20 protein-coding genes and 2 pseudogenes are annotated in these 23,043 nt (G+C 55.3%); 7 read left to right on the plus strand and 15 right to left on the minus strand.

What is annotated here, in order from left to right; genetic code table 11:
• Positions 1-408: 408 nt before the first annotated feature.
• The 13 genes and pseudogenes from BJP61_RS01175 to asnC form a co-directional block, all read right to left on the minus strand.
• Complete coding sequence (locus BJP61_RS01175) at positions 409-828, minus strand: F0F1 ATP synthase subunit epsilon (protein WP_038866414.1); 420 nt, start codon at positions 826-828, stop codon at positions 409-411.
• 20 nt (positions 829-848) lie between these two features.
• Complete coding sequence (atpD, locus tag BJP61_RS01180) at positions 849-2,231, minus strand: F0F1 ATP synthase subunit beta (RefSeq protein ID WP_007677766.1); 1,383 nt, start codon at positions 2,229-2,231, stop codon at positions 849-851.
• 26 nt (positions 2,232-2,257) lie between these two features.
• On the minus strand, positions 2,258-3,121 hold the full coding sequence (gene atpG / locus BJP61_RS01185) for a F0F1 ATP synthase subunit gamma (protein WP_004386168.1): 864 nt from the start codon (positions 3,119-3,121) through the stop codon (positions 2,258-2,260).
• A 50-nt stretch (positions 3,122-3,171) separates the two neighbouring features.
• Positions 3,172-4,713 (minus strand): F0F1 ATP synthase subunit alpha, encoded by a 1,542-nt coding sequence (gene atpA, locus BJP61_RS01190; RefSeq protein ID WP_024551308.1) that lies wholly within the window; start codon positions 4,711-4,713, stop codon positions 3,172-3,174.
• A gap of 12 nt (positions 4,714-4,725) precedes the next feature.
• Entirely contained in the window at positions 4,726-5,259 is a 534-nt protein-coding gene (atpH, locus tag BJP61_RS01195) for a F0F1 ATP synthase subunit delta (RefSeq protein ID WP_038866416.1), read from the minus strand.
• A 14-nt stretch (positions 5,260-5,273) separates the two neighbouring features.
• Positions 5,274-5,744, minus strand: a complete 471-nt coding sequence (gene atpF / locus BJP61_RS01200) for a F0F1 ATP synthase subunit B (RefSeq protein WP_004386171.1) — start codon at positions 5,742-5,744, stop codon at positions 5,274-5,276.
• A 64-nt stretch (positions 5,745-5,808) separates the two neighbouring features.
• Entirely contained in the window at positions 5,809-6,048 is a 240-nt protein-coding gene (atpE, locus tag BJP61_RS01205; protein WP_000429386.1) for a F0F1 ATP synthase subunit C, read from the minus strand.
• A 50-nt stretch (positions 6,049-6,098) separates the two neighbouring features.
• Positions 6,099-6,916: pseudogene (gene atpB, locus BJP61_RS01210) on the minus strand (F0F1 ATP synthase subunit A).
• A gap of 8 nt (positions 6,917-6,924) precedes the next feature.
• Positions 6,925-7,305, minus strand: coding sequence for a F0F1 ATP synthase subunit I (gene atpI / locus BJP61_RS01215; RefSeq protein WP_038866421.1), 381 nt, complete (start codon positions 7,303-7,305; stop codon positions 6,925-6,927).
• Between the two features lie 611 nt (positions 7,306-7,916).
• Positions 7,917-8,540, minus strand: a complete 624-nt coding sequence (rsmG, locus tag BJP61_RS01220) for a 16S rRNA (guanine(527)-N(7))-methyltransferase RsmG (protein ID WP_075192905.1) — start codon at positions 8,538-8,540, stop codon at positions 7,917-7,919.
• A gap of 57 nt (positions 8,541-8,597) precedes the next feature.
• Positions 8,598-10,486: pseudogene (mnmG, locus tag BJP61_RS01225) on the minus strand (tRNA uridine-5-carboxymethylaminomethyl(34) synthesis enzyme MnmG).
• 380 nt (positions 10,487-10,866) lie between these two features.
• Positions 10,867-11,307, minus strand: coding sequence for an FMN-binding protein MioC (gene mioC, locus BJP61_RS01230; RefSeq protein WP_038866428.1), 441 nt, complete (start codon positions 11,305-11,307; stop codon positions 10,867-10,869).
• Positions 11,308-11,396: 89 nt separating this feature from the next.
• On the minus strand, positions 11,397-11,855 hold the full coding sequence (gene asnC, locus BJP61_RS01235; protein ID WP_004386178.1) for a transcriptional regulator AsnC: 459 nt from the start codon (positions 11,853-11,855) through the stop codon (positions 11,397-11,399).
• Positions 11,856-12,008: 153 nt separating this feature from the next.
• Here asnC and asnA point away from each other — a divergent pair, with 153 nt between their 5' ends.
• Positions 12,009-13,001 (plus strand): aspartate--ammonia ligase, encoded by a 993-nt coding sequence (gene asnA, locus BJP61_RS01240; protein WP_075192903.1) that lies wholly within the window; start codon positions 12,009-12,011, stop codon positions 12,999-13,001.
• Between the two features lie 2 nt (positions 13,002-13,003).
• Here asnA and viaA read toward each other — a convergent pair whose 3' ends face one another.
• Together viaA and ravA are read right to left on the minus strand one after the other, a co-directional pair.
• A complete protein-coding gene (gene viaA, locus BJP61_RS01245) occupies positions 13,004-14,455 on the minus strand; it encodes an ATPase RavA stimulator ViaA (RefSeq protein ID WP_038866432.1) in 1,452 nt (483 codons plus the stop codon).
• Positions 14,449-15,948, minus strand: coding sequence for an ATPase RavA (gene ravA, locus BJP61_RS01250; protein WP_171997665.1), 1,500 nt, complete (start codon positions 15,946-15,948; stop codon positions 14,449-14,451). Before ravA ends, viaA begins: the two co-directional genes overlap by 7 nt.
• A gap of 220 nt (positions 15,949-16,168) precedes the next feature.
• On the opposite strand from ravA, the gene kup reads away from it, so the two are divergent.
• The 6 genes from kup (at position 16,169) to rbsK (ending at position 23,040) form a co-directional block, all read left to right on the plus strand.
• Positions 16,169-18,040: a low affinity potassium transporter Kup gene (gene kup, locus BJP61_RS01255; protein WP_038866437.1), complete on the plus strand. Its 1,872-nt coding sequence runs from the start codon at positions 16,169-16,171 to the stop codon at positions 18,038-18,040.
• A 182-nt stretch (positions 18,041-18,222) separates the two neighbouring features.
• Positions 18,223-18,642: a D-ribose pyranase gene (gene rbsD / locus BJP61_RS01260; RefSeq protein ID WP_038866439.1), complete on the plus strand. Its 420-nt coding sequence runs from the start codon at positions 18,223-18,225 to the stop codon at positions 18,640-18,642.
• Positions 18,643-18,649: 7 nt separating this feature from the next.
• On the plus strand, positions 18,650-20,155 hold the full coding sequence (gene rbsA / locus BJP61_RS01265) for a ribose ABC transporter ATP-binding protein RbsA (RefSeq protein ID WP_171997667.1): 1,506 nt from the start codon (positions 18,650-18,652) through the stop codon (positions 20,153-20,155).
• A gap of 7 nt (positions 20,156-20,162) precedes the next feature.
• Positions 20,163-21,128 carry a ribose ABC transporter permease gene (rbsC, locus tag BJP61_RS01270; protein ID WP_171997669.1) on the plus strand — a complete coding sequence of 322 codons (966 nt, stop codon included), beginning with the start codon at positions 20,163-20,165 and terminating at the stop codon, positions 21,126-21,128.
• 26 nt (positions 21,129-21,154) lie between these two features.
• A complete protein-coding gene (rbsB, locus tag BJP61_RS01275; protein WP_038866444.1) occupies positions 21,155-22,042 on the plus strand; it encodes a ribose ABC transporter substrate-binding protein RbsB in 888 nt (295 codons plus the stop codon).
• 68 nt (positions 22,043-22,110) lie between these two features.
• Complete coding sequence (rbsK, locus tag BJP61_RS01280) at positions 22,111-23,040, plus strand: ribokinase (RefSeq protein ID WP_171997671.1); 930 nt, start codon at positions 22,111-22,113, stop codon at positions 23,038-23,040.
• Positions 23,041-23,043: the final 3 nt, after the last annotated feature.

Consider the following 23,043-nt stretch of genomic DNA (forward strand, 5'->3'; position numbering starts at 1 on the left):
TAAAAACGGACGAAAATCCACCGGATGGCGTTGAACTAAGGGAGAAATGGAAGTGCAGAAGAGAAGGACGGCGTACAAAAACAAAAAAGGCCGCGCTCTGGCGACCCTTTCCAAGTTTGCCATGCGCTGAAAGGCACCGGCAACAAAGGAAGATTACAGATTGAAAGTACCGAAAGATACGCTCATATTATTGAAATAAGAGATAATTTTATTGATAAGTTTCACAGGCTCTCCGCGATTAAAATGTGACCCGTCTCACAAAACCAAGTCTACGCTGCTTTTTTTAACCGATCAATATTTTGTGACTCAAATCACAAAAATTATAAAACAGCTTTTCATATCTCATGCAGCGGAAATAAAAAAAGCCAGCCGGGTCGCCCTGGCTGGCTTTTGACTTTCAAGCCGGTGTTACATCGCTTTTTTGGTCAACTCGATAACGCGCAGTTTGGCGATCGCCTTGGCCAGCTCAGCGGAAGCCTGAGCGTAGTCCACGTCACCGTGGGAGCTACGGATATGCTCTTCCGCTTTACGTTTCGCTTCCAGGGCTCGCGCTTCGTCGAGATCCTGGCCGCGAATCGCGGTGTCAGCCAGCACGGTTACGTTGCCCGGCTGCACTTCCAGCACGCCGCCGGAGAGATAGATATACTCTTCGTGGCCGTGCTGTTTCACGATGCGGATCATACCAGGCTTAATGGCGGTGAGCAGCGGCGCGTGGCCCGGGTAAATCCCCAGCTCGCCTTCGCTACCCGTAACCTGGATTTTTTCGACCAGACCAGAGAACATCTCTTTCTCTGCGCTGACGACATCCAGGTGGTAAGTCATTGCCATGTCACCCTCCGATTAAGGCGTTAAAGTTTTTTGGCTTTTTCCACGGCTTCATCAATGGAGCCAACCATGTAGAACGCCTGCTCCGGCAGATGATCGTATTCGCCTTCCATGATGCCTTTAAAGCCACGGATGGTGTCTTTCAGCGAAACGTATTTGCCCGGGGAACCGGTGAATACTTCTGCCACGAAGAACGGCTGGGACAGGAAGCGCTGAATTTTACGCGCACGAGCTACCACCAGTTTGTCTTCTTCAGACAGTTCGTCCATACCGAGGATGGCGATGATGTCTTTCAGTTCCTGGTAACGCTGCAGGATGGACTGTACGCCGCGAGCGGTGTCGTAGTGCTCCTGGCCAACCACCAGCGGATCCAGCTGACGGCTGGTGGAATCCAGCGGGTCAACGGCCGGGTAGATACCCAGAGAAGCAATCTGACGGCTCAGTACCACAGTTGCGTCAAGGTGCGCAAAGGTGGTGGCTGGTGACGGGTCAGTCAAGTCATCCGCCGGTACGTATACCGCCTGTACGGAGGTGATAGAACCGGTTTTGGTAGAGGTGATACGTTCCTGCAGAACGCCCATCTCTTCCGCCAGGGTCGGCTGATAACCTACCGCTGAAGGCATACGGCCCAGCAGGGCGGATACTTCAGTACCGGCCAGGGTGTAACGATAGATGTTGTCGACGAACAGCAGAACGTCACGACCTTCGTCACGGAATTTCTCAGCCATGGTCAGACCGGTCAGCGCAACGCGCAGACGGTTTCCCGGCGGCTCGTTCATCTGGCCGTAAACCAGGGATACTTTATCCAGAACGTTGGAGTCGGTCATTTCGTGGTAGAAGTCGTTACCTTCACGGGTACGTTCGCCCACGCCTGCAAACACGGAGTAACCGGAGTGTTCGATCGCGATGTTACGGATCAGCTCCATCATGTTTACCGTTTTACCTACGCCCGCACCACCGAACAGACCGACTTTACCGCCCTTCGCGAACGGACACATCAGGTCGATTACTTTGATGCCGGTTTCCAGCAGTTCCTGAGAGCTGGACAGCTCTTCATAGGACGGCGCCGCGCGGTGAATCGCCCAACGCTCTTCTTCGCCGATATCGCCTTTCATGTCGATAGGCTGACCCAGGACGTTCATGATACGACCCAGCGTCGCTTTACCTACCGGCACTTCGATCGGGTGCTCAAGGTCTGCAACAGGCAGACCACGACGCAGACCGTCGGAAGAGCCCATCGCGATGGTACGTACGATACCGCCGCCGAGCTGCTGCTGGACTTCCAGCACCAGACGCTCATTACCATTCGTTACCTCAAGGGCATCGTACACTTTCGGTACGGCATCCTGAGGGAACTCGACGTCCACCACGGCGCCGATTACCTGGACAATCTTTCCAGTAGCCATCTTGAATCCTCTACGAAATAACCTGGTTAAACCGCGGCGGCCCCCGAGACGATCTCGGTGAGTTCCTGAGTAATGCTGGCCTGACGAGCTTTGTTGTACACCAACTGCAGCTCTTTAATCAGGCTGCCGCCATTATCGGTTGCGGCTTTCATCGCCACCATTCGTGCGGCCTGCTCGCTGGCCAGGTTTTCAACCACACCCTGATAAACCTGCGATTCGACATAGCGACGCAGCAGGGTATCCAGCAGCGCCTTCGGATCGGGTTCGTACAGGTAATCCCAGGATTTGTGCTTCAACTCATCGTCTTCTGATGCCGGCAGCGGCAGCAGCTGAGTGATAGTCGGAGCCTGAGACATGGTATTAATAAATTTGTTGCTGACCACGTAAAGCTTGTCCAGACGGCCTTCATCATAAGCCTGCAGCATAACTTTTACCGGGCCGATCAGATCTGACAGGGAAGGGTTATCTCCCATGCCGGTGACCTGCGCCACAATGTTGCCGCCTACTGAATTGAAGAAAGAAACGCCTTTGGAGCCGATCATTGCGATATCGCACTGAACGCCTTTATCGGACCATGCTTTCATATCCGCCAGCAGTTTCTTGAACAGGTTGATGTTCAAGCCACCGCACAGACCACGGTCAGTCGACACCACCAGGTAGCCCACGCGTTTAACGTCGCGTTCTTCCAGGTAAGGGTGCTTATATTCCAGATTACCGGTAGCAAGGTGACCAATCACTTTGCGCATGGTATCTGCATAAGGACGGCTGGCCGCCATGCGATCCTGCGATTTACGCATTTTGGAAGCGGCGACCATCTCCATCGCTTTAGTGATCTTTTGCGTGTTCTGGACGCTTGCGATCTTACTACGTATCTCTTTTGCGCCGGCCATGAGCTTCTCCTCAATGCCTTGCGGCTTGCCTTACAGCAAGCCGCCAGACGTTACCAGGACTGGGTTGCTTTGAAGGAGTCAAGGAGGCTTTTCAGCTTGCCTTCGATCTCATCGTTATAGCCACCGTTCTGGTTGATTTCTTGCATCAGCGGAGCGTGGTCACGGTCAGCGTAAGCCAGCAGAGCGGCTTCGAAGCTGCCGATTTTCGCCAGTTCCACATCTTCGAGGTAACCGCGTTCTGCCGCGAACAGTACCAGACCCTGCTGTGCAACAGACATCGGCGCGTACTGTTTCTGCTTCAGCAGTTCAGTGACTTTCTGGCCGTGGCTCAGCTGTTTACGGGTGGCTTCGTCCAGATCGGAAGCGAACTGAGAGAACGCCGCCAGTTCACGATACTGCGCCAGCGCGGTACGAATACCCCCGGACAGTTTCTTAATGATCTTGGTCTGAGCAGCGCCACCCACACGGGATACGGAGATACCCGGGTTAACCGCCGGACGAATACCGGAGTTAAACAGGTTGGTTTCCAGGAAGATCTGACCATCGGTAATGGAGATTACGTTGGTCGGAACGAACGCAGAAACGTCACCCGCCTGGGTTTCGATGATCGGCAGTGCGGTCAGGGAGCCGGTTTTACCTTTCACTTCACCTTTAGTGAAGTTCTCAACGTATTCCGCGTTAACGCGGGATGCGCGCTCCAGCAGACGGGAGTGGAGGTAGAACACGTCGCCCGGGAATGCTTCACGTCCAGGCGGACGACGGAGCAGCAGGGAAACCTGACGGTAAGCGACAGCCTGTTTGGACAGGTCATCGTAAACGATCAGCGCGTCTTCGCCGCGGTCGCGGAAGTATTCGCCCATGGCGCAACCGGCATACGGTGCCAGATATTGCAGCGCAGCGGATTCAGACGCGGTCGCGACTACAACGATAGTGTTGGACAGCGCGCCATGCTCTTCCAGTTTACGAACCACGTTAGAAATGGTGGACGCTTTCTGGCCGATAGCCACGTACACGCATTTGATACCGGAATCGCGCTGGTTAATGATGGCGTCGATAGCCATTGCGGTTTTACCGGTCTGACGGTCGCCGATGATCAGCTCACGCTGGCCACGACCGATTGGGATCATGGCGTCAACGGACTTATAACCCGTCTGTACAGGCTGGTCTACAGACTGACGGTCGATAACGCCCGGTGCGATAACTTCGATTGGCGAGAAGCCATCGTGTTCTACCGGACCTTTACCGTCAATCGGCGCACCCAGGGTGTTTACAACGCGGCCCAGCAGGCCACGGCCAACCGGCACTTCCAGAATACGGCCAGTACATTTCACCTTCATGCCTTCGGCGAGGTCAGAGTACGGCCCCATGACTACGGCACCTACGGAGTCGCGCTCCAGGTTCAGTGCGATAGCGTAACGGTTACCCGGCAGGGAGATCATTTCACCCTGCATACAATCGGCCAGGCCGTGGATACGGATAACACCGTCACTTACAGAAACGATAGTACCTTCGTTGTGAGCTTCACTCACAACATTGAACTGAGCAATGCGCTGCTTGATCAGTTCGCTGATTTCGGTGGAATTCAGTTGCATGCTCCAGTCCCCTTAAGACTGCAAGACGTCTGCGAGGCGTTCAAGACGGCCGCGCACGCTGCCGTCAATGACCGTATCACCCGCACGGATGATAACGCCTGCCATTACAGACTTATCAATTTTGCAATTCAGCTTCACTTTGCGTGACAGACGTTTTTCCATCGCGGCGCTGATTTTCGCAAGCTGTTCATCGCTCAGCGCGCTGGCAGAAGTCACTTCGACTTCAACGGTAGCCTCAAGGGCTGCGCGTAACTGAATGAACTGCTCAAGAACATCAGGAAGCACCTTCAGACGACCATTTTCTGCCATCACCTGAATCAGGTTCTGGCCGTTGGCGTCTAACTGGTCACCACAGATTGCGATAAACGACTTAGCGAGCGTTTCTGGCGCCAGGGCGCCAGAGAGAAGCTCAGCCATCTGTTCGTTTTTGGCCACTTCAGCGGCAAACGCCAGCATATCCTGCCAGCGGTCGAGGCTTTGGTGTTCGACGGCAAAGTCAAAAGCTGCTTTGGCGTAGGGGCGAGCTACCGTTACAAATTCAGACATCAGCCCCTCCCTCCTTACAGTTCAGCGACCAGTTTATTCACGATGTCGCTGTTAGCAGCTTCATCCACGGAACGTTCAATGATCTTCTCGGCGCCAGCAACAGCCAGGATAGCAACCTGCTTGCGCAGCTCTTCACGGGCACGTTTACGCTCGGCTTCGATTTCGGCCTGGGCCTGCGCCACGATTTTGTTACGTTCCTGCTCTGCTTCAGCTTTCGCTTCGTCCAGGATCTGAGCGCGACGTTTGTTCGCCTGCTCAATAATCACCTGGGCTTCCGCTTTCGCTTTTTTCAGCTGGTCGGTCGCGTTGGACTGTGCAAGCTCCAGATCCTTTTTAGCGCGTTCTGCAGAAGACAGACCGTCAGCAATTTCTTTCTGACGTTTTTCGATGGCAGCCATAATTGGCGGCCATACGTACTTCATACAGAACAGAACGAACAGGACAAACGCGATGGCCTGGCCGAGGATTGTTGCGTTAAGATTCACAGCACAATGCCTCTTATCTGGTTAATGTTCTGATATTGCCTGTTAATTCAGACAATTTCGTTTACTACGCGACAGCGAACATCACGTACAGACCCAGACCCACAGCGATCATCGGGATAGCATCCACCAGACCCATTACGATAAAGAACTGAGTACGCAGCAGAGGAATCAGATCAGGCTGGCGCGCAGCGCCTTCCAGGAATTTGCCCCCGAGGATGCCGATACCGATCGCAGCACCGATTGCCGCCAGACCCATCATCACAGCGGCAGCCATGTACAGCAGATCCATATTCAGGTTTTCCATGACAGTCTCCAGTTTGTTTCAGTTAAAACGCAGTAGTGTTGAGTAAAAAATCAGTGCTCTTCAGATGCCATCGACAGATAGACAATCGTCAGAACCATGAAAATGAAGGCCTGCAACGTAATGATCAGGATGTGGAAAATGGCCCACGGCACATTCAGAATCCACTGTGACCACCACGGCAGAAGACCCGCAATCAGAATGAAAATCAGCTCACCGGCATACATGTTGCCGAACAGTCGCAGACCGAGAGAAACCGGTTTGGACAGCAGGCTCACACCTTCCAGAATCAAGTTGATCGGGATAAATACCGGGTGATTGAACGGCTGCAGCGTCAGCTCTTTGGTAAAGCCGCCAACGCCTTTCATTTTGATGCTGTAGAAAAGAATCAGGATAAATACACCCAGCGCCATAGAGAGGGTGATGTTCACGTCAGCAGACGGCACCACGCGCAGGGCAGGCAGGCCAAACACATGCTCGCCGATGTACGGCAGCAGGTCGATAGGCAACAAATCCATCAGGTTCATCAGGAATACCCAGACGAAAATCGTCAGGGCCAGCGGAGCAATAAGCTTGCTTTTGCCGTGGTACATGTCTTTCACGCTACCATGCACAAAGCCGATAACCAGCTCTACCGCTGTCTGGAATTTGCCCGGAACGCCGCTGGTCGCGTGCTTCGCGACTTTACGGAACAGAACCAGGAATAACAGGCCCAGCACCACCGAGAAGAACATGGAGTCGATATTGAGCGTCCAGAAGGTGGCCGGGGGTTATGCGGATCCACCAGCGAGAATGTACGCAGGTCAATCTGAAGGTTATTCAGATGGTGGCCTATGTAATCCTGCGGCGTCGAGATTTCTCCTGCAGACATGATGCCTCTTACCCTTTGTTGTTAATTACAGCTGGCGCCAGTATCTGCACAACCAGCACCGAAACCCACGTCATCATCAGCGGCAAAAAAACCGCCTTCAAACACGCCAGCGCCACCACCAGCAGGGTAAAGGTCGCAACCACCTTAAACGCTTCGCCAAGAGCGAAAGACCAGGCCACGCGGCCTTTAGCGGGTGTATGCGCCTGATGACGCCAGGCAAAATTCATAAACAGCACATTCGGCAGCCACACTGCCAGCCCTCCACTCAATGCAGAGAGGCCCCAGAAAGGGTCTTTGAGGCAAAACAGCAATCCTGCTGCCAGCACCGCGAGTAACTGGATGAGCAGAAGCTTGCGGGCCACTTTTTTGCTCATAAGCGACGCAGACATTTTTTGCTACTGCTCCCTTTGAGGTATGTCGCGTGTCGTATAAAACGTTCTTTGACGCTCTGAGTCAAGCCTCAAAAAGCGCTCAAATTATACGGGGCGAGCACGTGATTTCAAACTATAAGTAGCCAAAAGGTGAATAAATGTTTAAATAATTTTCAGGGCCGTGTTTTTGCAACTTTCCTGCAAACCTCAAAGCAAAAGCGAAAACGGCAAATTGCGCCTGAACCTTGCGAATAAAGCGTGCACGAGATCACATTATAAACAATTACTGCGCAGACCTTGTCAGGTCATTTAGGAATGCGAACCTAATAACTATCTGTATTTAAAACTCTTTAACGCATAATTTTTCTAAAACACCCCGAAACACGATTAAAACCTTTTATTGACATCTACGGGAAACAATTCACGTCCCGTTATCATGTCTCACGCTGAATATAGCGCCCTTATATTTTCGTGCGTGACTATTGTTTTTTTGGTGCAAAGGGTGCTTCGTTATGTTTAAGCTGCAAACAAGTTAATAAAAAGTGAAATAAAATGTTGTTATACCGATCGGGCCTGCGCTTTTTTCCAACACACGGCCCGCGGCTTATTTCTGCTTTTTTTGATAAATATTAAGTTCTGTTTGCTTTAAGGATAACCAGATGCCGTTCGCCATCGAGACGGGGAACCGTCAGTCTGACGATATTTTCAACAGCAAAGCTGGCCGGCAGCGCGGTGATTTCATCATCAGGACGCTGGCCTTTTAGCGCATAAAAACGGCCCTGCTCACCCGGCAGATGATGACACCAGTTCACCATATCGGAGAGCGACGCGAATGCGCGGCTGATGACGCCGTCAAACGGCGGCTCGGCGGGGAAATCCTCCACGCGGCTTTGCACAGGCGTAATGTTTGCCAGCTTCAGCTCGTGTTGCACCTGACGTAAAAAGCGCACGCGCTTGCCGAGGCTATCCAGCAAAGTGAAGTGGCTGTCAGGGCGCACGATAGCCAGCGGCACGCCTGGAAGCCCAGGACCGGTGCCGACATCGATAAAGCGCGAGCCATTCAGATGCGGCTCGACCACGATACTGTCCATGATATGGCGCACCAGCATCTCGTTCGGGTCGCGTACGGACGTAAGGTTATAGGCCTTGTTCCACTTGTTCAGCATATCGACATAGGCCACCAGCTGCGCCTTCTGGTGTTCGGGCAGCGAAATCCCTGCATCATCCAGCAGGCGGGTCAGTGTATTCAGCACAACGGTTTTTCCATGTAAAAAGGGCCAGACAAAGGCTGGCCCGAAAAGCGTGTTGACTCAGGCACTGCGGCGCAGTAGCCCCTGTTTCTTCAGCCAGACCAGCAAAATAGAAATCGCGGCGGGCGTTATCCCGGAAATACGGGACGCCTGGCCAATCGACGCCGGTTTGTGATCGTTGAGTTTGGCGATGACCTCATTCGAGAGGCCATTCACCTGGCGATAATCAAGTGTCGCTGGCAACAGCGTGCTTTCGTTGCGCTGCTGTTTCTCGATCTCATCCTGCTGGCGGGCGATATAACCTTCGTATTTCACCTGGATCTCAACCTGCTCCGCCGCCTGCGCGTCTTCCAGCGCCGGGGCGAAAGCCGCGAGCATGGTCAACTGAGCATAGGTCATTTCCGGACGACGCAGCAGATCTTCGCCGCTGGCCTCGCGGGAAAGCGGCGCGGTGAGCGTTGCGTTGATCTCTTCCACGGTGGTCGAAGACGGCGTCACCCAGGTACTTCTCAGACGCTGGCGCTCGCGTTCGATATTTTCCAGCTTCTCGTTGAAACGCGCCCAGCGCGCATCATCAACCAGGCCCATTTCGCGACCAGCTTCGGTCAGACGTAAATCCGCATTGTCTTCGCGCAGCATCAGCCGATATTCCGCACGCGAGGTAAACATGCGGTATGGCTCTTTGGTACCGAGCGTGCAGAGATCATCCACCAGAACGCCAAGGTAAGCCTGAGAACGGCCCGGTGCCCAGCCCTCTTTCTCGGCGGAGTAACGCCCGGCGTTCAGGCCCGCCAGCAGCCCCTGCGCCGCAGCTTCTTCGTAACCGGTAGTGCCATTAATCTGGCCGGCGAAGAACAGCCCCTGAATGTATTTGCTCTCAAGGGTCGGTTTCAGGTCGCGCGGGTCGAAGAAATCGTACTCAATGGCGTAACCCGGACGCACAATCTTCGCGTTTTCCATCCCTTTCATGGAACGGACAATTTGCATCTGCACGTCAAACGGCAGACTCGTCGAGATGCCGTTCGGATAAATTTCGTTGCTGGTCAGCCCTTCAGGCTCCAGGAAGATCTGGTGCGCATTGCGATCGGCGAAGCGCATCACTTTATCTTCGATCGACGGGCAGTAGCGCGGGCCGATCCCTTCGATGACGCCCGCGTACATGGGGCTGCGATCGAGGTTGCTGCGGATTACATCATGGGTTTTTTCGTTGGTATGCGTGATGTAGCACGGCACCTGACGCGGGTGCTGGCTGACTGATCCCATGAACGAAAAGACCGGCATCGGGTTATCGCCATGCTGCTGATCCAGCACGCTGAAATCGATAGTACGCGCGTCGATACGCGGCGGCGTCCCGGTTTTCAGACGGCTGACGCGCAGCGGCAATTCACGCAGTCGACGCGCCAGCGGTACGGAAGGCGGATCGCCTGCGCGGCCACCGCTGTAGTTATCGAGCCCGATATGAATTTTGCCATCGAGGAAAGTACCGACCGTCAGCACCACCGCTTTGGCGCGGAATTTCAGGCCCATCTGCGTGACGGCGCCCACGACACGATCGTTTTCCACGATCAGGTCATCTACCGCCTGCTGGAAGATCATCAGGTTCGGCTGATTCTCCAGCGCGGTACGTACGGCCTGCTTGTACAGCACGCGATCCGCCTGAGCGCGAGTGGCGCGAACCGCCGGGCCTTTACTGGCGTTTAGTATTCTAAACTGAATGCCGGCCTGATCGATCGCCGTCGCCATCAGCCCGCCGAGGGCATCCACTTCCTTAACCAGATGTCCTTTACCAATACCGCCGATCGCCGGGTTACAGGACATCTGTCCCAGCGTGTCGATATTGTGTGTCAAAAGCAGGGTCTGCTGACCCATGCGTGCAGCGGCCATTGCGGCCTCGGTACCTGCATGACCCCGCCAATGATAATGACGTCAAAAGGATCCGGATAAAACATGTTGGTATGACCTCGCGGTTGTGCGAAAGAGGGTTAGCTAGCCCGGGGCGTGGATTCTACTCAACTTTAGCCTGGTGAGAAAGCGCCGGGATCGTTGGTATTAAAAAGAAGATCTTTTATTTAAAGGATCTGTTTTATTGTGATCTCTTATTAGGATCGACATCCCTTGTGGATAACCCTGATCGCCCATTTGGGATCAAAAGGTTATCCGGGATCGCTTGCTGTGAATGATCGGTGATCCCAGACCGTATAAGCTGGGATCAGAAATGAGGGTTATACACAACTCAAAAAACGAACAACACTTATACCTTGGATAACTACGGGTTGATCCAAGCTTTTAAGCACTTTTATCCACAGCTGAATGGCGATCTTTCCGCCGATCAGAGTAAATTTTTCCAGGATCCCAGCCACACTTCCGCCGGATCCTCCGGAATATCATGATCGAGAATGTTGATCTTAAGCGGTTCGCCGACGCGTTTAGCCCCACATTCCGTCAGTACCACGTCGAGCTTTTCGATAGCGCCGCAAAATGTGTCGTATTCGCGGCTGCCGATACCGATAGCGCCGTAGCGAACGTTACTGAGATCGGGACGTTGTTCAGCCAGTGCGTCATATAAAGGTTGCAGGTTGTCTGGCAGATCGCCCGCGCCATGCGTTGAGCTCACCAGCAACCAGATACCGGCAGGCTTAAGATCGTCAAGAAGCGGGCCATGCAGCGTTTCGGTGCTATAACCGGCGTCTTCCAGCTTTTCAGCCAGGTGTTCCGCCACGTATTCCGCGCCGCCAAGAGTGCTGCCACTGATCAGGGTAATGTCTGTCATGGATGTCCGCCTTGAGTAAACGACGCGTATTGTACGCTGTGAAGGGGCTGGGATCTACCTGTGGATAATATGGGTATTAAAAATAGCCGTCACGGGCGGATGGTACGCATGATTGGGTTCTGCAGCGAGATCAATGTCTCGGTGGACTGAATTTCATCAATTGTTTGGATCTTGTTGATAAGCACCTGCTGCAACGCGTCTATCGATCGACACATGACCTTAATAAAGATGCTGTAGTGGCCAGTGGTGTAATAGGCTTCGGTAACTTCATCGAGGCTTTCCAGCTTTTCGAGCGCAGCCGGGTAATCCTTCGCGCTCTTGAGGATAATGCCGATAAAGCAGCAGACGTCATAGCCAAGCTGTTTCGGACTGATATCGATACGCGCGCCAGTGATAATTCCCGCCTGCTTCATTTTCTCGACGCGCACGTGAATGGTGCCTGGGCTTACGCCAAACTGTTTGGCCAGCTCAGCATAGGCGGTGCGCGCGTTCGCCATCAGCGCCTCCAGAATGCCGCGGTCCAGATTATCGATCTGATAATTTTCCATACGTTTTCCTTATAATTATTCAGTAATCGTCATTTTTATACCGCCTATATTACCGAATTAAAATGTGATTGGCCTTTTTTATTGAGGATTATTGAATGTAACCCCTTTTTTATTGCTTAATCAAAAGCAACAGAGGTACAGGAGCCCCCGATAATGAAAACCGCATACATCACTCGCCAGCGTCAGATTAGCTTTGTAAAAGCCCACTTTTCCCGCCAGCTTGAGGAAAAACTCGGCCTGCTTGAAGTTCAGGCGCCGATCCTCAGCCGTGTCGGCGACGGGACGCAGGATAACCTTTCCGGCTGTGAGAAAGCGGTACAGGTCAATGTCAAAACGCTGCCGCAGGCGCAGTTTGAGGTCGTCCATTCGCTGGCGAAATGGAAGCGTAAAACGCTAGGCCAGCACGACTTCAGCGCTGGTGAAGGGCTCTACACGCATATGAAAGCGCTGCGCCCGGATGAAGACAGGCTCTCGCCGGTACACTCTGTGTATGTGGATCAGTGGGACTGGGAGCGCGTGATGGGCGACGGTGAGCGTCACCTCGGCACGCTGAAGCAGACGGTGGAAAGCATCTGGTCGGCTATCAAGGCGACCGAGCTCGCGGCGGCGGAGCGCTTTGGCCTGACGCCGTTTCTGCCAGACGCCATCCACTTTGTGCACAGCGAAACCCTGCAACGCCGTTTCCCTGAACTGGATGCGAAAGGTCGCGAGCGCGCGATAGCGAAGGAGCTTGGCGCGGTCTTCCTGATTGGCATTGGCGGTAAGCTCGCCGACGGCAAACGCCACGACGTACGCGCGCCGGATTATGATGACTGGACAACGCCGACCGAAGGCGGTTTCGCGGGGCTTAACGGTGATATTCTGGTCTGGAACCCGCAGCTGGAAGACGCGTTTGAGATCTCCTCAATGGGGATCCGCGTGGATGCCGATGCGCTTAAACGTCAGCTTGCTCTCACGGGCGATCAGGATCGCCTTGCGCTGGAGTGGCATCAGGCGCTGCTCAACGGTGAGATGCCGCAGACAATCGGCGGCGGTATCGGGCAGTCGCGTCTGACCATGCTGTTGTTGCAACTGCCGCATATCGGTCAGGTGCAGTGCGGCGTATGGCCGGAGCAGGTGCAGGCCGCGGTTGCCGAACTGCTGTAACGTCAGCGTCGTAACCGGCGCACCAGACGGCTGCGCATCCCGGTATCAAAGCGCCAGATATGATCGAAAATGCGCATGATACCGGGCTTGCCATGAGCAGACATCGCCACCGCATGAAAGCGGTGCTGATGGATCTGCTGTAACGTCTTGACCTGGCTTACCACGTCATCCGGTAGCCGCTGGGCGATGAAATCGGAAACCACCACCGCATCGGCGTCAAACCACTCGCCGCCCTGGAGTTTTTCGGCGATGGCGCGAAAACAGCTCGCCAGGTCGGTGCCGCCGCGAAAGCGCTGACTCAGAAAGCGGATCGCCTGCTCGATCCCGTCCCGCCCGCACAGTTCATAGCGCACCACTTCACTCGAAAACAGCATAATAAAGCAGCGACGATTATCCGCGAGCGCAATGCGCATCAGCGCCAGGCAAAACGCTTTGGCGCATTGTTCGTTAAAGCCGCCCATCGAGCCTGAGGTGTCGACGCAGACGATAAACGGCCCGCGCGGCTGCTCGTCGTAATCCTGTCGCGTCACCGGCCGCTGCATCACCTTTTCGCGCCAGGCGTCGCCCTGTAGTCGGTAGGTCAGCAGCTGTTTTTCCACCAGCCGCCGGTAAAACTCATACTCCAGTTCGGTAATGCCAAGCGTCGCAAGCTCCGGCGGCAGCAGGCGCAGAATGTCGTCGCTGCGCTGTAAGCCATCGACCTGTTCCGGCACCGAGGCGGGCTCACGTACCAGTGTGCGGAAGGTTTCCAGCGGCGCTTCTTTTTTCGGTACGGATTTCGCTTCGCGGGAGCGCCCCAGCTGTTCGGCGAGTTGCAAAAGCTCCGGCTGGTTGGCCAGGAAGTCCCCATATTTCACGATGAGCTGATAATCGCCGCGCCGCAGCTTGCCGTCGCTCATGTCCCAGAGCCGCCCGGCGGAATGCTCGTTCTCCACCAGCACCTGTTCGAGCTGGCCGCTCAGGGTCATACGCTCCTGCACTTCGCTCAACAGTTGTTCCCGCTCCTCTTCCAGCAATTGCTGATTAAAAGTGGTGGCCTGTACGACCAGGCTCAGCCGCCAGCGTTGCAAAAACAGCGTATGCAGGGCAGGTGTGAAATGGGGGTTATCGGCGATAAGGCGGGCAGCCTGCTCGGCAAAGGGCGAGCCGAGGCGGCTAAGCAGCGCGCTGATTTGCGGCAGCTGGACGATAAACTGGCTGGTAGAGAGAAGCTGGCTTTTCTGATAGCCGATCACCTCTTCTTCCAGTTCCGGCGGCACGTGCGCCTCTTTCAGCCGGGTTTTGAGCTGTTCGCGCCAGCGCGGAATATCCTGCGTCAGCGCATGTTTAAGTCTGGGAAACTTTTCAAAAAATACCGCCAGTTGCGGCGAGGCCAGCAGCGCAATCACGATCTCTTCAATCATCTCGCCTTCACTGATAGCCAGAATGAGATTCAGTGAATCCGCTGTCAGCATTGGCGCGCCTGTTTAATCTGCTCGCCCACATCCTGGAGGCTGGCCTCAATGCGCCCTAACCAGTCGCTTTCAACAAACAGGCATTTTTGCTGTTCGCTGAAGCGCGAGTGTTGCAGATGCCACTCGTTATCCAGCTCTTCCAGCTGCTGTTTAATCTCCTCCGGCAGGCCGCTCGTTGAGGCCGCGCCCGGCAGCGACAGCCGCGTGCCCTGAAGGCTTACGTCGCGCAATACCAGATGCTGGCTGGCGTCCACTTCCAGATTCAGGGCCTGGGCGAAGCCGATACCGTTCAGCTTGCCGCGGATCTCGCCGCCTTTTTGCAGCCACGTTTCCAGCGCCTCTCTCGCAAAGGCCACATGGATAACGTCGATATCATGCAGCTTAAGCGGCTTTTGCAGCAGCAGCGTTAATGTTGGCTCCGTGAGGTTCGCAGGCAACTGGTATTGCGGGCGGCGGCTGAACATGCCGCTTTGCTTCTCAAGGCGCAGCGCCGTTTTATCGCTGTGCTGCTGCTCTAACTGCATCCGGCGCTGGGTAATAGCGCCCAGACGGCTGAGCATCGCATGCTGTCCCCAGGCATGGGAGGTCATCAGCAACGCTATTTGCTGCTGCATTAATGACATCGCGCTGGCATCATGCCACAGGCAATCTTTCAGCAGGATGAGGTCGATGGGTGCCACGGCGTCGCGACCGCTGAAAAAGGCGCTGGCCTGCAACAGGCGGATAGCTTTCTTCCAGCGACGATCGGAGACATACGGCGCGTTCGCCTGCGCATCAAGCTGCTGGCGCAGGGTGAATATCAGCTCGAATACCGGGTCCGGCAGTTTGACGTTGCTGATACTGGTCTGCCATTGCTGATACTCGTCATCGCTGACCTGTAGCCCCGGCGGCACCGGGTTTTCATTTTCGTCCTGCTGGCTGACCAGCATCGCGCGAAAGCTGTTTTTCTCCTGCACCCGATCAAGCCACAGGCGAATCAGCATACGGTCATAGAGCGCCTCAAGGCTGCTGTCCGCTTCCGGCAGTTCGTTGGAGGCGGTGACCAGCAGGCGCATCGGGATTTTTTCCTCATGCGCGCCGTTGCGAAAGCGACGTTCGTTAATGGCGGTCAGCAGGGTGTTCAGGATAGCCGGGCCAGCTTTCCAGATTTCATCCAGAAACACGATTTCCGCCTCCGGCAGATAACCCGCCGTCAGACGTTCATAACGGCCTTCATCTTTTAAAGCCTGAATGGAGAGCGGCCCGAACACTTCTTCCGGCGTGGAGAATCGCGTCATCAGATATTCAAAAGCACGGGCGTGCTGGAACGCGAATTTCAGCCGTCGGGCGATCAGGCTTTTGGCAATGCCGGGCGGGCCGAGTAAAAAGACGCTCTCGCCGCTCAGCGCCGCCAGCAGGCACATACGGATAGCGTGGCTGCGTTCAAACAGCCCTTTTTCCAGCGCTGCGCTGAGACGTGAAATTCTTTCCGCCAATAAATTGGGTTGAGCCATAATAGTTACTCTGCATTCTGACTACGCCGCCTGGTTTCTGGTGCGAGTATAGACGTTTCATATTCATGCTGATAATGGATTGATGCCATTATCTATTTGGCTTGATTTGGGTAAAGAGTCGGTGATTGAGGGGTACGATTTTTTAACGAATCGTGCATACTGTGCGCTTTTTGTGGGCCAAGGGACTAAGCGCACACGGGATTTCAACGAAGACTAGTCTATGAGCACTGAGAATAAGCAATCGTTGCCTGCGATTACGCTGGCGGCCATCGGGGTGGTGTACGGCGATATCGGCACCAGTCCGCTTTATACGTTACGAGAGTGTCTTTCCGGTCAGTTTGGGTTTGGCGTGGAACGGGACGCTGTTTTTGGCTTTCTTTCATTAATTTTCTGGCTGTTGGTTTTTGTTGTCTCCTTTAAATACCTGACGTTCGTGATGCGCGCGGATAACGCCGGCGAAGGCGGTATTCTGACGCTGATGTCGCTTGCCGGTCGCAATACCTCGGCGCGCATGACGTCGGTGCTGGTGATCCTCGGGCTTATCGGCGGCAGTTTCTTTTATGGCGAGGTGGTGATTACGCCTGCTATTTCAGTGATGTCGGCCATAGAAGGTCTGGAAATCGCCGCGCCTTCGCTGGATCCTTATATCGTTCCGCTCTCGATTGTCGTGCTGACGCTGCTGTTTATTATTCAGAAGCACGGCACCGGCATGGTGGGGAAACTCTTCGCGCCAATTATGCTCGCCTGGTTTTTGATCCTGGCCGTATTGGGCGCGCGGGGCATTATGGGCAACCCGGAAGTGCTACAGGCGCTGAACCCGGCCTGGGCGGTGCATTTCTTCCTGGAATATAAAGCCGTCTCGTTTGCCGCACTCGGGGCTGTGGTATTGTCGATTACCGGCGTGGAAGCGCTGTATGCCGATATGGGGCACTTCGGCAAACTGCCTATCCGCGTAGCGTGGTTCTCCGTGGTGCTGCCGTCGCTGGTGCTGAACTACTTCGGCCAGGGCGCGCTGCTGCTGAAAACGCCGGAGGCTATCAAGAACCCGTTCTTCCTGCTGGCGCCGGACTGGGCGCTTATCCCGATGCTCATCCTTGCGACGCTCGCGACGGTTATCGCTTCGCAGGCGGTGATTTCCGGCGTCTTTTCCCTGACCCGTCAGGCGGTGCGTCTGGGGTATCTGTCGCCGATGCGCATTATTCACACATCGGAAATGGAATCGGGCCAGATCTATATTCCGGTGGTGAACTGGATGCTCTATTTCGCCGTGGTGATTGTTATCGTCAGCTTCGAGCACTCCAGTAATCTTGCGGCGGCTTACGGTATCGCAGTAACCGGCACGATGGTGCTGACCTCGATTCTCTTTACTACCGTAGCGCGTAAAAACTGGCACTGGAACCGCATTCTGGTGGGGCTGATGCTGGTGGCGTTTATGTGCGTCGATGTGCCGCTTTTCTCGGCGAACCTTGAAAAACTCTTCTCCGGCGGCTGGCTGCCGTTAAGCCTGGGTCTGGTAATGTTCATCATTATGACGACCTGGAAAAGCGAGCGTTTCCGCCTGCTGCGCCGGATGCACGAGCATGGCAATTCGCTCGATGCAATGATTACCTCGCTGGAGAAATCGCCGCCGGTTCGCGTGCCGGGCACGGCAGTGTATATGTCCCGCGCGCTGAACGTTATTCCGTTCGCGCTGTTGCATAACCTCAAGCACAACAAAGTGCTGCACGAACGTGTGATCCTCCTGACGCTGCGTACCGAAGACGCGCCTTACGTTCATAACGTCAAACGCGTGACGCTCGAACAGCTGTCGCCGACGTTCTGGCGCGTGGTGGCGAGCTACGGCTGGCGTGAAACGCCGAATGTGGAAGAGGTGTTCCACCGCTGCGGGCTTGAGGGATTAAGCTGCCGGATGATGGAAACCTCCTTCTTTATGTCGCATGAGTCGCTCATTATCGGCGACAAGCGGCCCTGGTATTTACGCCTGCGCGGCAAGCTATTCCTGCTGCTACAGCGCAACGCGCTTCGGGCGCCGGATCAGTTTGAGATCCCGCCTAACCGTGTTATCGAACTGGGAACGCAGGTAGAGATTTAATCCTTAAGCGAAACGCCTTCCGGCCACCGGAAGGCGTTTTTTTATGGGCGAACGCGCGCGCTTTTTTACCTTAAGCGAAACGTTTCGATGACGATCACAGTTTCGTTACGTGATGTTTGTTTATTGTTCTTTCTGCCGGATAAACTCCCCATCAGCGAAACGTTTCGCTAATGGAGCATAAAATGAAAAAAGGCACCGTTCTTCATTCCGGCATTTCATCCGTCATCTCGCGTCTTGGCCACACCGACACCATTGTGGTGTGCGACGCCGGGTTGCCGATCCCGTCCACGACTGAACGTATCGATCTCGCGCTGACCCAGGGCGTGCCGGGTTTTTTACAGGTCGTTGATGTCGTGACACGTGAAATGCAGGTAGAAGCGGCAATCCTTGCAGAAGAGATTAAACAGCATAATCCGCAGCTCCACGAAACGTTGCTCGGCCATATCGGGCAGCTGCAGCAGCACCAGGGAAATACCATCGCTGTTCATTACGTTACCCATGAACAGTTCAAACAAAAAACCGCAGACAGTCAGGCGGTCATTCGCAGCGGGGAGTGTTCCCCGTTTGCGAATATCATTCTCTGCGCCGGCGTCACGTTCTGAGGCCGTCATGCAACCATTACTCCAGCTTAAAGGCATCGATAAATCCTTCCCCGGCGTTAAGGCGCTCTCTGGCGCGACGCTGAACGTCTATGCCGGGCGCGTTATGGCGCTGGTGGGAGAAAACGGCGCCGGTAAATCCACGCTGATGAAAGTGCTCACCGGTATTTATACCCGTGACGCCGGCTCGCTGGTCTGGCTTGGTCAGGAGACCGCCTTCAGCGGCCCGAAAGCCTCCCAGGAAGCCGGTATCGGCATCATTCATCAGGAGTTAAACCTGATCCCGCAACTCTCCATTGCGGAGAATATCTTTCTGGGGCGCGAGTTTGTCAGCCGCTTTGGCAAAATCGACTGGAAAAGAATGTATGCCGAGGCGGATAAACTGCTGGCGAAGCTCAACCTGCGTTTTAACAGCCGCCGTCTGGTGGGCGAACTGTCGATTGGCGATCAGCAGATGGTGGAAATCGCTAAGGTGCTGAGCTTTGAGTCGAAAGTCATCATCATGGATGAGCCGACCGACGCGCTGACCGATACCGAAACGGATTCCCTGTTCCGCGCCATCCGCGAGCTAAAAGCGCAGGGATGCGGCATCGTTTATATCTCTCACCGCATGAAAGAGATTTTTGAGATCTGCGATGACGTGACGGTCATGCGTGACGGCCAGTTTATCGCCGAGCGTGAAGTCAGTTCCCTGACGGAAGAGACGCTTATCGAAATGATGGTCGGCCGTAAGCTGGAAGATCAGTACCCCCATCTCGACAAAGCGCCGGGCGAGATCCGCCTGAAAGTCGACAACCTGAGCGGCCCTGGCGTGAACGGCGTGAGCTTTACGCTGCGCCGGGGAGAAATTCTGGGCGTGTCCGGGCTGATGGGCGCCGGGCGAACCGAACTGATGAAAGTGCTGTACGGCGCGCTGCCGCGCACGAGCGGCAGCGTCACGCTGGATAACCGCGACGTGGTGACGCGCTCGCCGCAGGATGGTCTGGCGAACGGCATCGTTTATATTTCCGAGGATCGTAAGCGCGACGGGCTGGTGCTCGGCATGTCGGTGAAAGAAAACATGTCGCTGACCGCACTGCGCTATTTCAGCCGCGATGTCGGCAGTCTGAAGCATAAAGACGAACAGCAGGCCGTGAGCGATTTTATCCGCCTTTTTAACGTGAAAACGCCCTCAATGGATCAGGCCATCGGTCTGCTGTCTGGCGGCAACCAGCAGAAAGTGGCGATCGCCCGCGGATTAATGACGCGCCCGAAAGTGCTGATCCTTGATGAACCGACACGCGGCGTGGACGTCGGCGCCAAAAAAGAAATTTATCAGCTCATTAACCAGTTCAAAGCCGAAGGGCTGAGCATCATCCTGGTCTCCTCGGAGATGCCGGAAGTGCTGGGGATGAGCGATCGCATCATGGTGATGCATGAAGGGCATCTCGGCGGTGAATTCACACGCGAGCAGGCCACCCAGGAACTGCTGATGGCGGCGGCTGTCGGCAAGCTCAATCGCGTGACCCAGGAGTAAAAGACGTATGACTACCCAGACCGTTGCGACTCGTCGCTTTTTCACAAAAGCGTGGCTGATGGAGCAGAAGTCGCTGATAGCCCTGCTGGTGCTGATTGCGATTGTCTCCACCCTGAGCCCCAATTTCTTTACCGTTAATAACCTGCTCAACATTCTCCAGCAGACCTCAGTGAACGCCATCATGGCGGTCGGAATGACGCTGGTGATCCTCACCTCGGGTATCGATCTGTCCGTCGGTTCCCTGCTGGCGTTAACCGGGGCGGTTGCCGCCTCGCTCGTCGGTATTGAGGTCAACGCGCTGGTGGCGGTGGCCGCCGCCCTCGCGCTTGGCGCGGCTATCGGCGCGGTAACCGGCGCGATCGTGGCGAAAGGCCGCGTGCAGGCGTTTATCGCCACGCTGGTGATGATGCTGTTGCTGCGCGGGGTGACGCTTGAATACACCAACGGCAGCCCTGTCAGCACTGGCTTTAACGAAAATGGCGACCTGTTTGGCTGGTTCGGCATTGGCCGTCCGCTCGGCATCCCAACGCCGGTATGGATCATGGCGCTGGTGTTTCTGGTGACCTTGTATGTGCTGCATCACACCCGTCTGGGCCGGTACATTTACGCGCTGGGCGGCAACGAAGCGGCGACGCGCCTGTCGGGTATCAGCGTTAACAAAATCAAGATTATTGTTTATTCGCTCTCCGGTCTGCTGGCGTCGCTCGCGGGCGTGATTGAAGTGGCGCGTCTCTCTTCGGCGCAGCCGCTGGCGGGCGTGGGCTATGAACTGGACGCCATCGCGGCAGTCGTGCTTGGCGGCACCAGTCTGGCGGGCGGTAAAGGTCGCATTGTTGGGACGCTGATCGGCGCGCTGATCCTCGGTTTCCTGAATAATAGCCTGAATCTTTTAGGTGTTTCTCCCTACTACCAGATGATCGTCAAAGCTGTGGTCATTTTGCTGGCGGTGCTGGTGGATAACAAAAAGCAGTAACTCATTACTCAACAGGACATCTGATTATGAATATGAAAAAGCTGGCTACACTGGTTTCCGCCGTTGCGTTAAGCGCGACCGTCAGCGCCAACGCGATGGCGAAAGACACCATCGCTCTGGTCGTTTCAACGCTGAACAACCCGTTCTTTGTGTCGCTGAAAGATGGCGCGCAGAAAGAAGCGGAAAAACTGGGTTACGATCTGGTGGTGCTGGATTCTCAGAACAACCCGGCGAAAGAGCTGGCGAACGTGCAGGACCTGACCGTTCGCGGCACCAAACTGGTACTGATCAACCCGACCGATTCTGACGCCGTAGGCAACGCCGTGAAGATGGCAAACCAGGCGAAAATCCCGGTTATCACACTGGACCGTATGGCGGCGAAAGGCGACGTAGTCAGCCACATTGCATCTGATAACATCGCAGGCGGTAAAATTGCCGGTAACTATATTGCGAAAAAAGCCGGTGACGGCGCGAAAGTTATCGAGTTGCAGGGTATCGCCGGCACCTCTGCTGCGCGCGAGCGTGGCGAAGGCTTTAAGCAGGCTGTGGATGCGCATAAGCTGAACGTGCTGGCCAGCCAGCCGGCGGATTTCGACCGTACTAAAGGTCTGAACGTAATGCAGAATCTGCTGACCGCGCACCCTGACGTGAAAGCCGTCTTCGCGCAAAACGACGAAATGGCCCTGGGCGCGCTGCGCGCGTTGCAGACCGCCGGTAAAACCGATGTCATGGTAGTGGGCTTCGACGGCACGGCTGACGGCGTGAAAGCGGTTCAGGATGGTAAGATGAGCGCGACCGTCGCTCAGCAGCCGGAGCAGATCGGCGTTATCGGCGTACAGACCGCGGATAAAGTGCTGAAAGGCGAGAAAGTTCGCGCCCGTATTCCGGTGGACCTGAAGCTGGTTATCCAATAAAACCACGCATAAAAAAGAAAAGCAGGGCAATGCGCCACAGGACGTGGCGCCTTTACAGGAACACTCACATGAAAAGCGCTGGCAACCTCGTCGTCCTCGGTAGCATTAATGCCGATCACATCCTTAACCTCGAAGCCTTTCCCACCCCGGGCGAAACCGTGACCGGCAGTCAGTATCAGGTGGCGTTCGGCGGCAAAGGCGCCAACCAGGCCGTGGCGGCCGGGCGCAGCGGCGCGGATATCGCGTTTATCGCCTGCGTGGGCGAGGATGATATCGGCGAGCGCATTCGCCAGCAGCTCTCACGCGATAATATCGATGTTTCTCCCATCAGCGCCGTCACTGGCGAATCGACCGGTGTGGCGCTGATTTTCGTCAATGGTGAAGGTGAAAACGTCATCGGCATTCATGCGGGCGCGAACGCGGCGCTAACGCCGGCGCGTGTTGAAGCACAGCGGGAGAAAATCGCCAACGCCCGCGCGCTGCTGATGCAGCTGGAATCGCCGGTGGAAAGCGTTATCGCAGCGGCGCGTATCGCACATGAACACCAGACTACCGTTATCCTTAACCCGGCACCCGCCCGCGTGCTTTCCGATGAGCTGCTGGCGCTGGTGGACATCATTACCCCGAATGAAACCGAAGCGGAAAAACTGACCGGCGTGAAGGTCGCTCATGATGAGAGCGCCGCGCAGGCTGCCGCTGTTTTGCATCAGAAAGGCATTGAAACGGTGATTATCACGCTCGGCAGCCGCGGCGTATGGCTTAGCATTAATGGTGAAGGGCAGCGCGTGCCCGGCTTTAGCGTAAAGGCCGTCGATACCATTGCTGCGGGTGATACCTTTAACGGCGCGCTGGTCACCGCATTGCTGGAAGGTACGCCGATGCTTAACGCTATCCGCTTCGCTCATGCCGCCGCCGCGATTGCCGTGACGCGCCCCGGCGCGCAGCCTTCCGTTCCCTGGCGTGACGAGATCGACGCCTTCTTACAGCAGCAGGGGTAAGCC

The organism is Cronobacter sp. JZ38, from assembly GCF_008932145.1.
Taxonomy (GTDB): domain Bacteria; phylum Pseudomonadota; class Gammaproteobacteria; order Enterobacterales; family Enterobacteriaceae; genus Cronobacter; species Cronobacter muytjensii.